Origin of the sequence: Proteiniborus sp. (assembly GCF_040308045.1) — a bacterium.
Lineage (GTDB): Bacteria > Bacillota > Clostridia > Tissierellales > Proteiniboraceae > Proteiniborus.
In genome coordinates, this window is record NZ_JAWRHZ010000008.1 from 1 (window position 1) to 12724 (window position 12724).

At 34.1% G+C, this 12724-nt stretch carries 10 protein-coding genes; all 10 read right to left on the reverse strand.

Translation table 11 applies throughout. The features are described from left to right. Window positions 1–124 precede the first annotated feature (124 nt). The 10 genes from ABV008_RS00990 to ABV008_RS01035 all read right to left on the reverse strand — a co-directional run bounded on the left by ABV008_RS00990 (window position 125) and on the right by ABV008_RS01035 (window position 12691). On the reverse strand, window positions 125–2140 hold the full coding sequence (locus ABV008_RS00990; RefSeq protein ID WP_352417951.1) for a sodium-translocating pyrophosphatase: 2016 nt from the start codon (window positions 2138–2140) through the stop codon (window positions 125–127). Window positions 2141–2169: 29 nt separating this feature from the next. Next, window positions 2170–2400 (reverse strand): preprotein translocase subunit SecG, encoded by a 231-nt coding sequence (gene secG, locus ABV008_RS00995; protein ID WP_352417952.1) that lies wholly within the window; start codon window positions 2398–2400, stop codon window positions 2170–2172. Between the two features lie 161 nt (window positions 2401–2561). Then, on the reverse strand, window positions 2562–3857 hold the full coding sequence (gene eno, locus ABV008_RS01000) for a phosphopyruvate hydratase (RefSeq protein ID WP_352417953.1): 1296 nt from the start codon (window positions 3855–3857) through the stop codon (window positions 2562–2564). Between the two features lie 150 nt (window positions 3858–4007). Further along, the gene (gpmI, locus tag ABV008_RS01005) at window positions 4008–5540 is read right to left on the reverse strand and encodes a 2,3-bisphosphoglycerate-independent phosphoglycerate mutase (protein ID WP_352417954.1); all 1533 of its coding nucleotides are present in this window, start codon (window positions 5538–5540) and stop codon (window positions 4008–4010) included. A 12-nt stretch (window positions 5541–5552) separates the two neighbouring features. Continuing rightward, window positions 5553–6296, reverse strand: a complete 744-nt coding sequence (gene tpiA / locus ABV008_RS01010) for a triose-phosphate isomerase (protein ID WP_352417955.1) — start codon at window positions 6294–6296, stop codon at window positions 5553–5555. 10 nt (window positions 6297–6306) lie between these two features. After that, window positions 6307–7503, reverse strand: coding sequence for a phosphoglycerate kinase (locus tag ABV008_RS01015; protein WP_352418005.1), 1197 nt, complete (start codon window positions 7501–7503; stop codon window positions 6307–6309). Between the two features lie 90 nt (window positions 7504–7593). Next, entirely contained in the window at window positions 7594–8604 is a 1011-nt protein-coding gene (gap, locus tag ABV008_RS01020; RefSeq protein WP_352417956.1) for a type I glyceraldehyde-3-phosphate dehydrogenase, read from the reverse strand. Between the two features lie 30 nt (window positions 8605–8634). Further along, window positions 8635–9672: a sugar-binding transcriptional regulator gene (locus ABV008_RS01025; protein ID WP_352417957.1), complete on the reverse strand. Its 1038-nt coding sequence runs from the start codon at window positions 9670–9672 to the stop codon at window positions 8635–8637. A gap of 353 nt (window positions 9673–10025) precedes the next feature. Further along, a complete protein-coding gene (rpoN, locus tag ABV008_RS01030) occupies window positions 10026–11405 on the reverse strand; it encodes an RNA polymerase factor sigma-54 (protein ID WP_352417958.1) in 1380 nt (459 codons plus the stop codon). 281 nt (window positions 11406–11686) lie between these two features. Continuing rightward, window positions 11687–12691: a BMP family lipoprotein gene (locus tag ABV008_RS01035; RefSeq protein ID WP_352417959.1), complete on the reverse strand. Its 1005-nt coding sequence runs from the start codon at window positions 12689–12691 to the stop codon at window positions 11687–11689. Between the last annotated feature and the right edge of the window lie 33 nt (window positions 12692–12724).

The window sequence follows — 12724 nt, forward strand, 5'->3', positions numbered from 1 at the left end:
TTTCGCTATTGGGTTCGTTGGTAACTACGCCCCTTAGGACTTTCACCTTAGACATATGACATGCCCGTCAAACATAAAAAAAGAAGGTAATTACTAGAATTACCTCCTTGTAGTCACTACTCAATTAAAACATATTAATTATGATTCCTCCAAATTTTAAGAATAGAGGAGCAAATACTAAAGCTACTATTGTCATAAGTTTTATTAATATATTAATTGAAGGTCCTGATGTGTCTTTGAACGGGTCACCAACAGTATCACCAACTACTGCAGCTTTATGTGCTTCACTGCCTTTACCACCATGGTTTCCTGATTCAATGTACTTCTTAGCATTATCCCATGCTCCACCTGCATTTGCCATGAATATTGCCATTAGAACTCCTGTAACTAATGATCCAGCTAATAATCCGCCTAGTGCTTCGGTACCTAAGATTATTCCTGTAGCTACTGGTGCAATAACAGCTAATAAACCTGGAATTATCATTTCTCTTAATGCAGCTGTTGTACTAATATCAACACATTTTCTATATTCTGGCTTAGCTTTTCCTTCCATTAAGCCAGGAATTTCTCTAAATTGTCTTCTAACTTCTTCAATCATACTAAATGCTGCTTTACCAACAGCCTTCATAGTAATAGCTGAGAATAGGAATGGTAGCATACCACCAATTAATAATCCAGCAATTACTGTTGGTTTAGTTAAGTCTATGCTAGTAAGCTGAACTGCTTGTGTATATGATGCAAATAATGCTAAAGCTGTAAGTGCAGCTGAACCTATAGCAAATCCCTTTCCAACCGCTGCTGTTGTATTTCCTACAGCATCAAGTTTATCTGTAACATTACGTACTTCTTTTGGTAATTCACTCATTTCTGCAATACCACCAGCATTGTCTGCTATTGGACCATAAGCATCAACAGCTATTGTCATACCAGCTGTAGATAGCATACCTACTGCAGCAAGTGCTATACCATAAAGACCTCTAGCTGGTTCTGTAGCTCCTCCTGTAGCATAGAAAGCTACAAGAATACCTACTGCTATAACTAATATTGGCCATGCAGTAGACATCATACCTACTGATAGTCCACCTATTATGTTAGTTGAACTTCCTGTTTCAGATTCATCTGCTATGCTTTGAACAGGTTTATAATCGCCTGAAGTATAATATTCTGTAAACCTTGCTACTATTAAGCCTACAGCAAGTCCTGCAACTATTGCTATAAAAGGTTGATATGATTCTAATAAAGACTTACTTAAGAAAAATGCAACTATAACTGTTAATATCGCACTAACAAGTGTTCCCATGTTTAGAGATTTTTGAGGATCTGAGCCTTCTTTAGCTCTAACGAAAAATGTTCCTATCATAGAAGCTAACACACCAACTGCTGATAAAACTAGTGGATATATAGCTCCTTTTGCATCAAATACTACTATACCTAATGTAATAGCTGATATAATAGAACCAACATATGATTCAAATAAGTCCGCTCCCATACCTGCAACGTCGCCAACATTATCTCCTACGTTATCAGCTATAACAGCTGGGTTTCTTGGGTCGTCTTCTGGAATACCTGCTTCAACCTTTCCAACAAGGTCTGCTCCTACGTCAGCTGCTTTAGTATATATTCCTCCACCAACACGTCCAAATAGAGCTATTGATGAAGCTCCTAATCCAAAACCAGTAATGATTGCGGGTTCTCCTATAGTAATATAAAGAATACCAACACCTAAAAGTCCTAAACCTACAACACACATTCCCATAACTGCTCCACCTGAAAATGCTACACTTAAAGCTTTATTCATTCCGCCTTCTTTTGCTGCACTAGCAGTTCTAACATTAGCTTTAGTAGCAACTTTCATTCCAAAAAATCCTGCTAAAGCTGAAAAAACTGCTCCTATTAAAAAGCTTACAGCAGTCCAAGGATTTATTCCAATTGCTAAAATAATAAATAATGCTACTACGAAAATTGCTAGAGTTTTATACTCTCTTGAAAGAAAAGCCATAGCCCCTTCTTCTATATAGGATGCTATTTCTTTCATCCTGTCATTACCAGGAGCTACTTTATTAATTGAAGATGCTTTATAAAGAGCAAATAATAAAGCAACTATCCCAACAACTGGTGCTGAGAACAAAAGTATATCCATATTTCATTTCCTCCTTGACTATATTGTTACTACTGCAATGCAGTTAGTACTAATGCCGATATAACGAATACTATTGCAGAAATAGTAGTTAACTTGCTAAGTATCCCTTCAAAGCTTCTTCCTTTACTTCTACCCCAAATGCTTTCAGCTCCACCACCTATACTGCCTGACAGACCTGCACTTTTCCCTGATTGTAATAGTATGCTGGCAATAAGTGCTAAACTTGCTAATACGATTAATACATAAAAGAATATTGTCATCTCTCCACCTCCTGTTCTGTCTCATAAACACAATAATTTTAACATAGTGCCACTATAAAATCAATACATATTTGATTTAGAACCTTAGTAGCCGAATAATATTAAAAACATTTATTAATATTATTCGGCATTCTTCGGTTATTCATTCATTTTTACTTGTCTTATTTGCTTTTTATATTATAAAAGACTTCTTTACCATTGTATTGGCTGGCTTCCCCTAACATGTCTTCTATTCTTAATAGTTGATTATATTTTGCTACTCTATCTGTTCTTGAAGGTGCACCTGTTTTTATTTGACCAGCATTTACAGCAACAACTAAATCTGCTATTGTCGAATCTTCAGTTTCTCCTGATCTATGGGATACAACTGCTGTATATCCTGCTCTCTTAGCCATTTCGATAGCATCAAGAGTCTCTGTAATAGTACCTATTTGGTTAAGCTTAATAAGTATTGAGTTAGCTACTCCAGTCTTAATACCTTTTTCTAGTCTTTTTGTGTTGGTAACAAATAGGTCGTCTCCAACAAGTTGTATTTTTTCTCCAAGTCTTTCTGTTAGTGCTTTCCATCCTTCCCAGTCTTCTTCGTCTAAACCATCTTCTATAGATATAATTGGATATTTGTCTACTAATTCTGAATAGAAATCAATCATTTCAGATGAAGTAAATTTTTTACCTTCACCTGCTAATGTATAGATTTTTGTTTCTTTATTATACATCTCTGTTGCTGCAACGTCTAATGCTAAAAATACATCTTCACCTGGTTTATATCCAGCTTTTTTAATAGCTTCTACTATTGTAGCTAAGGCTTCTTCATTAGAGCTTAAATTTGGGGCAAATCCACCTTCATCCCCTACTGCAGTATTTAAACCTTTATCTTTAAGTACTTTTTTAAGATTATGGAATACTTCTGCTCCCATTCTAAGTGCTTCTCTAAAATTAAGAGCACCTACAGGCATTACCATGAATTCTTGAATATCAACATTGTTGTCAGCATGCTCTCCACCATTTAATATGTTCATCATTGGAACTGGAAGAGCTTTTGAATTTACTCCACCCAGATATTGATATAGTGGCAAGCCTAATACATCTGCTGCTGCTTTTGCTACTGCCATAGAAACTCCAAGAATTGCATTTGCGCCTAGTTTTCCTTTATTATCAGTACCGTCAAGCTCTATTAGTCTCATGTCAATAGATACTTGATCTAACGCATCCATACCTATTATCTCTGGAGCTATTATATCATTTACGTTATTTACAGCATTAGTTACACCTTTTCCTAAATATCTGTTTTTGTTGTTATCTCTAAGCTCTACTGCTTCAAATGCTCCTGTTGATGCACCTGAAGGTACTGCCGCCCTTCCATAACCATCACTTTCAGTCCAAACTTCAACTTCTACTGTTGGATTTCCTCTTGAGTCAAGTATTTCTCTTGCATAAATATCAGTTATCATTGTCATAATATTGCCTCCTTGATTTCACATAATTAACATTTAAAATTAATGAAGATAGATTCATCGCTTTGCTCGGGATAACATTTGAACAATAGTTAAACTATCTGGCGTCTAATCCCCTCCAAATCCGATGCAAAAAGAACCGTCCCTATTGCATCACTTAACAATTAATGATTTCCCAGTCATTTCCCGGGGAATGTCTACTCCCATCATCTCTAACAAAGTAGGTGCTATATCGGCTAGAATACCTTCTCTAAGTTTTACATCACCTTCACCTATTATAATACATGGAACACTATTTGTTGTATGTGCTGTAAGTTTACCTCCTGTTTTTTCATCTATCATTTCTTCTGCGTTTCCATGATCTGCTGTAACAAGTATTTTACCGTTTATTTTTATGATTTCTTTTACTATCTCTCCAAGGCAAAAGTCTACAGTTTCTATGGCTTTCACAGCAGCATTAAAATCTCCTGTATGTCCTACCATGTCTGTATTAGCAAAGTTTAGTACAATAAAATCATATGATTCACTTCTAATTCTTTTTATTACTTCATTTTTAACCTCTATTGCACTCATTTCTGGCTTCAAATCATATGTCGCTACCTTTGGAGAAGGTATCAATACTCTATCCTCACCTTCGTTAGGCTTTTCAACACCACCATTAAAAAAGAAGGTAACATGAGCATACTTTTCTGTTTCTGCAATTCTAAGTTGCTTCATTCCTAAGTTACTTATATACTCTCCAAATGTATTTGAATAAGCCTGAGGTTTATAAGCTATTTCAACGTTTTCTATAGTTTTATCATATTGGGTCATACAAATATAGTAAGTATTGACCTTTTTCTGACGTTCAAAACCTTCAAAATCCTTATCTACAAAAGCTCTTGTCAATTGCCTTGCTCTATCTGGTCTGAAATTGAAGAATATTATAGAGTCTTTATCTTCTACTACTGCAACGGGTTTATTATTGCTTATGATTACAGAAGGTACTACAAATTCGTCTGTTACTTTAGCTGAGTAGGATTTATTTATAATCTCCGCAGCAGAACCCGCGGTATTACCAATTCCTAGAGTAAGTGCGTCATATGCTAGTCTAGTTCTATCCCATCTTTTGTCTCTATCCATAGAATAATATCTTCCTGAAATAGTGGCAATTTTCCCTACTCCTATTTCTGATAGCTTGTTTTCTAATTCTTCAAGATATTCTTTGCCACTTTGAGGAGGTACGTCTCTACCATCTAAGAAGCAATGCACATATACATCTTTTAACCCATGATTTTTTGCAAGTTCCAGTAGCGCATATAGATGACTATTATGGCTATGGACTCCACCGTCTGATAAAAGTCCCATTAAATGAAGTTTCGAGTCATTGTTTTTGCAGTTCTCTATAGCATCTAAAAACTCTTTTTTATTGAAAAACTCTTTATTTTCAATTGACTTAGTTATTCTAGTTAATTCTTGGTATATTATTCTGCCTGCACCTATATTTAAATGTCCTACTTCAGAGTTTCCCATTTGTCCTTCAGGTAGCCCTACAGAAAGTCCACTAGATTTTAATGTGGTACTTGGAAAATTCTCCATTAACAACTTGTAGTTTGGAGTTCTAGCTTTAAGTATTGCATTACCTTCATAGTTTTTTCCTAATCCCCAGCCATCTAGTATTATAATGGATACTAAATTTTTTGTCATATTTACACCTCTCTAAAAACTAACAAGCTTAATGAACTCATCTGATTTTAAGCTGGCTCCTCCTACTAATGCTCCATCGATGTCTGACTGATTCATTATTTCAGCAATATTGCTTGGTTTAACACTACCTCCATATTGTATCCTAACCTTATCTGATATTTCTTGGCTATATTTATCTTTTAAAATTTTTCTTATGAATGATATTATTTCATTGGCTTCTTCACTTGAAGCTGTCTTTCCTGTACCTATAGCCCATATTGGTTCATATGCAATTACTATTTTATCCATGTCATTTTTATTTATGTTTTCTAATGCTTTTAATACTTGTGCTTCTACTACTTCCTTTTCAATTCCATCTTCTCTCTGTACTAGTGTTTCACCTACGCAAACTATGGGATTAATATCATGCTTTAATGCAGCTTTAATTTTTTTATTTACTGTTTCATCTGTTTCTCCAAAATATTGTCTTCTCTCTGAATGCCCAATTATTACATAATCTACTCCAATCTCATTAAGCATTAAGGGAGATATTTCTCCTGTAAAAGCACCACTTTCTTCCCAATGCATATTTTGCGCCCCAAGTTTTAAGTTTGTGCCAGATATTTCTTTTTTCACTTGACTTAGTGCGGTAAATGGGACACAAACTACTGCTTCTATATTTTCCTTTAAATTATCTTTTATTTCTCTTACTAATTCTGTAGCTTCTTCAATAGTTTTATTCATTTTCCAATTACCAGCTATAATAGGCGTTCTCATAGCAACCTCCTTATTTATCATCTATTGCAGCAATGCCAGGAAGAACCTTTCCTTCAAAAAATTCTAGTGATGCTCCTCCACCAGTAGAAACATGTGTCATTTTTTCGTCTAGGCCAGCTTGTTCTACTGCAGCAGCACTATCTCCTCCACCTACAATGGTCACTCCCTTAGATTCTGACATTGCTTTTGCAATAGAGTTAGTTCCTTTTGCAAAGTTCGACATTTCAAATACTCCCATTGGTCCATTCCACAAAATAGTCTTAGCTTCTTTAATAATCTCTGAAAAAGCTTTTATTGTTTTTTCTCCTATATCTAATCCCATCATATCTTGTGGGATGTCTTCTATATTAACAGTTCTAAATTCTGAATCATTGTTAAATTCCTTAGCTACAACTACATCTAGTGGTAGTATAAGGTTTACCTTCTTATTTTTCGCCTTTTGTATTAATTCTTTTGCCAATTCTAATTTATCTTCTTCTACTAATGATTTACCTATTTCTAAGCCCTGTGCTTTTAAGAATGTATAAGCCATTCCTCCACCAATAAGTAAACTATCTACCTTATCAAGGAAATTCTCTATTACGTTTATTTTATCTGATACCTTTGCTCCACCAAGTATAGCAACAAAAGGTCTTTCTGGACTAGACATTGCCTTACCCATTACTTCTATTTCTTTCTTTACCAAATATCCTGATGCTGATGGTAAATAATTGCTTACTCCCACATTAGATGCATGAGCTCTGTGTGCAGTACCAAAAGCATCGTTTACAAATAGTTCTCCTAATGAAGCTAACTGTTTTGCAAATTCCTCTCCATTTTTTTCTTCTTCTTTTCTAAATCTAGTATTTTCCAGCAATACGACCTCTGAATCTTTCATATTGTATACTATTTCTTTTGTTTTTTCGCCTACCACCGTATCATCTTTAGCAAATATAACTTCTTTATTTAATAATTCACTTAATCTTTTTGCTATTGGCTCCAATGAATATTTAGAATTAGGTTCACCTTTTGGTCTTCCAAAGTGTGACATTACAATGGCTTTTCCTCCATTTTTAATTATGTAATCTATAGTAGGTAGTGCACTTCTTATTCTTCTATCATCTGTAATTTCACCTTTATCATTCATAGGAACGTTAAAGTCGCATCTTACTAGGACTCTTTTCCCTGATAGACTTAAGTCTTTTATGCTTTTTTTGTTTAACATAATATCCCTCCCTAATGACTTGAAATAAAGAATGATCAAAAGCGTTCAAAAGCCGGTTTAATAGCTTTAAGCTATTAAACCGGACAATTTATATTACTGCCACTTATTTGCCATTAATACTGCTAAATCTACAACTCTAGCTGAATATCCCCACTCATTGTCATACCAGGATATTATTTTCACCATATTATCAATTACCATTGTTGATAGTCCATCTATTATTGATGAACGTGGGTCTTTTCTATAATCTATAGATACTAATGGCTCATCTGAGAACCCTAGTATTCCCTTTAATTCACCTTCTGATGCTTCTTTTAATGCTTTGTTTACTTCTTCAGCTGTAGTAGGCTTTTCTACTTCAAACACAACATCTACTACTGAAACTGTAGGCGTAGGAACTCTCATTGCCATTCCATTAAGTTTTCCTTTTAGTTCAGGTATTACTAGTGCTACTGCTTTTGCTGCACCTGTAGTTGTCGGTATTATAGACTCTGCAGCCGCTCTCGCTCTTCTTAAGTCCTTATGAGAGCCATCAAGAATTCTTTGGTCATTTGTATAAGCATGTACAGTTGTCATTAAGCCTTTCACCACTCCAAATTTCTCAACAATTACCTTTGCAAATGGTGCTAAACAGTTTGTTGTACAGGACGCATTAGATACGATTATATGATTTACAGGATCATAGTCTTTATCGTTTACACCCATAACTATAGTAGCATCTTCATTTTTTCCTGGTGCAGTAATTAAAACTTTTTTTGCTCCTGCCTTAATATGCTTCATATTACTTTCCTTGTCTCTAAATTTACCTGAAGATTCAATTACTAGGTCTACTCCTAATTCTGCCCAAGGAAGACCTTCTGGATCTCTACTATTTACTACTTTAACTTCTTTACCATTTACAACTATTGAGTCTTCTGTTGAGCCTACTGTGCCTTCAAACTTACCAAAACAAGTGTCATACTTGAATAAATGAGCTAAGCTCGCTGGGCTTTGAGAACTATTTACTGCAACTATTTCTAATTCCTTTACATTATTCTCGAAAGCGATCCTCATAACATTTCTTCCTATTCTACCAAATCCATTAATAGCAACTTTAATTGACATTAAAATTCCTCCTTTTATATTATTAGCTACCTATTTAGTAGCATTTATAGACATTGATAATATTTTTCTTGCAGCAGCTTCATCTATTACAATGGCCATGTTACTATGTAATTTACAAACTGCTACAATAGCTTCTGCTTTTTCCTTTCCTCCTGCCACTCCAATTACGGTATTTATATTCTTGAAATCTTCCAATGATAACCCAATTGTACTTGTTTCTAAGACAATGTCTCCATTAGTATTGAAGTAGTGACCAAATGCTTCTGCTACTGCACCTTCACTATTTATCTTATTGATTTTGTCTTGTTGCAAGTCTCTTCTTCTGGCCATTACATCAGCTCTTCCAATGCCAAACACTAGCACATTCATATTTTTTATAATCTCTAGTACCTCTTTTACCTCATGAACAGTCATCAATGCCTTTAGAGCTTCCGCTCCGACGTTATCTGGAACTTGGAGTAATCTATAGCTCCCACCCAGCTTTTTGGCTATTTTAGCTGCAATATTATTTGACTGTGTCTCTAGGTCTTTTCCTAATCCTCCTCTAGCGGGAATTACTGTAACGTTCCTTTTAGTTTTTTCAATGGACATCTCTTCTGCTAATTGGGCCATAGTTGTACCACCTGTAATCCCTATGATATCGCCATCATTAACAACTTGCTTTATAACAGTTGAGGCTGTTTTACCCATATCTCTAAAAGTAAGTATATCTCCACTTGAATCTCCTGGTACGATATATACCCTATTAATGTTCAACATATCTTTAATCTTTTTCTCTAAACTATTAAGGCCTTTTAACCCATGTATATAGTCTTTTAAATCTTCTATGACTAATCTTCCCTCTTCTGTTACATTCATACCATTCGTTTCGATATCTAAAAGCCCATGTTCTTTCAAAATACTGACTTCTGTTCTAATCACTCTTTCTCCTAGGCTTAAATTATTTGCTAATGCCCTTCTTCCTATTGGTTGATTATAGTATATATTTCTAAGTATCGAGTATCTTTTCTCTATTATATCTATTATTTCTGGTGCAATCTTTCTTTGAAGCTCTATTAGGTCTTTCATAATACACACTCCTTGTGGGCAAAATTAGTCCATGATGTCGGGAAATGACCCGTCAATTAAATAATTATTCAACAACAAAGTAAAGACTATAATATTATCCCTTATATGTACTAGTATTATGCTTTCCTACTATTTCTTATTACCAATCTTGCAGATATGGTCTTGTATAGTCCCAGGTATATAAATAACGTCCCAGTTTTAATATAAAAAATATTAATACCCTAGATATAATTATAACTATAATAATTATAAATTTCAATAGTCTAATGTAATTGTTAATAAATAAATAAACTTAAATTTGAAAGGGGAACGCATTTATGCGTTCCTATATTATTATACATTAGTCCAAGTGACTAAAATCTTCTTCTTCCCGATGATGATAAAATTCCTAATTCATCACGATATTTTGCAACTGTCCTTCTAGATATATCTATATTTTTTGTTTTAAGAATCTTTACTATTTGTTGATCGCTAAGTGGCTTTTTAGGATTTTCTCCATCAATTATTTCTTTAATAATTGATTTGATACTTGTGGAAGATATACCTCCATCACCACTTGGTACACCGCTAGAAAAGAAATATTTCAGTTCAAATAATCCTCTAGGAGTTTGAATATATTTACCATTTGTTGCTCTACTAACTGTTGATTCATGAACCCCTATATCATCTGCTATATCCTTCAAAGTTAATGGCTTTAATGATTTCTTCCCTTTTTCAAAAAATTCCATTTGAAACTTTAGTATAGATTCAACTACTTTGTATATAGTCATCCTTCTTTGTTCTATACTTCTTATTAGCCACATTGCGGAATTTAGCCTTTCTGTAAGAAAGCTTGTAGTGTTTTCATCGCTTGACCTACTTAATAATTGTTTATAGTAGTTGTTGATAATAAGTCTTGGTGCTGACGAATCGTTTACGCTTATTACATATTCCCCATCAATATAATATAAATAAACGTCAGGAGTAACATATTTTATCTCATCACTGTCATGTGAAAATCCTCTCCCAGGCTTCGGCTCCAATGACTTTATTAAATCACATATCCATTGAACGCTTTTCAAACTGATATTCAGTTCCTTTGATATTTTAGCTAATCTATTTTGAGCCACGTCCTCTAGATGGTTAGTTATAACTTCACGAATATCAGGATTATCTATGCCCTTTAAATCAAGTTGTATCAATAAACATTCTTTCAAATCTCTTGCACAAACACCTGCAGGGTCAAAAGTTTGAATTACTTTGACAACGTTTTCAACAATCTTGCACCCAACATTCAACTGTTCAGATATCTCAGCTACAGAATTACTCAAGTATCCATTTTTATCTATGCTCTCAATGATAAATTCGCCAACTTCTTTTTGTTTTTTATCAAATATTGATAAGTTTAATTGGAAAAGCAGATGCTCTTTTAGTGATGTTCTTGCTGAAACATAATTTTCAAATGTATTTTCTTTTTCATCTCTACTACTGGTATTTCTATAGCTTATATCATCATATTGCTCTGCGTATTCCTTCCAGTCTATGTCCTCAGAGTTATTATTATACTCTTCAATATGCTCTTCAGCTTCCCGTTTATTTTCCACTTCTAATAATGGATTGGCTTCCAACTGGCTTTCCACATATTGCCATAGCTCTTGACTTGTAAACTGGAGCATTTGAATAGCTTGTCTCAGTTCTGGTGTCATTATTAATTTTTGTGCTTGTTCTAATGTCAAATCAAATCCTAGACGCATATGGCTCACTCCTGACTAAAAATATATTTGTATTTATATTAAAAATATGAAGTAGTTTATGAAACAATTTTTAGTTAATTATTCTCTAGTACTATTATACCAGATATTAATGTTTTTCGCCAAATTTAATGTTATACAAAGCACAGATTTTGAAAAATGAAAAATCCTTTACTGACACTCATGGTAGTAAAGAAAATATTATCTAGAGTGTCAGTAAAGGATCTTTTAAAAACCTAAAAAAGTTTATTAATTATAAATTCCTCTTGTAAACTGTAAAATTCTCATCTAAGTTCTGGAGATTTAAATGCTTGAAACTCTTCTTCTACTTTAGGTACAACTATTTTACCATCTATAATTGCTTGTTTATGTTTTTCCATAGCAGTTTTAATATCTTCTGGTAAGTTTCCTGCATTATCACTATAGCCTATTGCCTCATCGCTGATGCCATATTTCTTTAATCCACCTTGAAACTTACCTTCTATTACATCTTTAGATATTTCATAAGTTGCTACATCTACCCTTTTTATCATTGAACAAAGCACATTCTTTGGAGCTAGTTCTGATTGGTCTTTGTCAACTCCTATTGCCCAAAATCCTTTTTCTTCAGCTGCTTCTATCAAACCAACTCCTACCCCACCAGCAGCATGATATATTACGTCTGCTCCTTTGCTATTTTGAGCAAGTGCAATTTCCTTACCTCTAGCTGAGTCATTAAATGAGTCTGCATATTGAACAAAAACTTCTGCATTTGGATTAACTGCTTTAACACCAGCTCTAAAGCCATACTCGAATTCTCGGATTAATGTTGATTGCATACCACCAATAAAACCTACTTTGTTTGTTTTTGTCGCTAATCCAGCAGCTATACCGACTAAGTATGATCCTTCATTACCTGCAAACATAAGTGATGCAACATTAGGTGCATCTACAATAGTGTCTAATACAGCGAATTTTTGCTCTGGATATTGAGTTGCTACCGCTTTCATGCTTTCTTTAAAAAGATATCCAACGCCAATTATCAAATCTACTTTTTCTTCTGCAAATCTAGTTAAGTTTGGAACATAATCATCAGCTAATTGTGACTCTAATGCTTTAGGCTCAATTTTTAGGTCTTTTTTAGCTTTCTCTAGTCCATACCAAGCTGAATCGTTAAATGATTGATCTCCTAAACTACCTGTATCTGTTATCATTCCAACTACAAATTTTTTATTGTCTTTAATAGAGCAGCCTACAGCTAAAGATAAAACTAAAATTATCACTAAAGTTAACGACGAAATTCTTTTCATCTTTTAGAGCCTCCTTGATTTTTGGATCGTGTT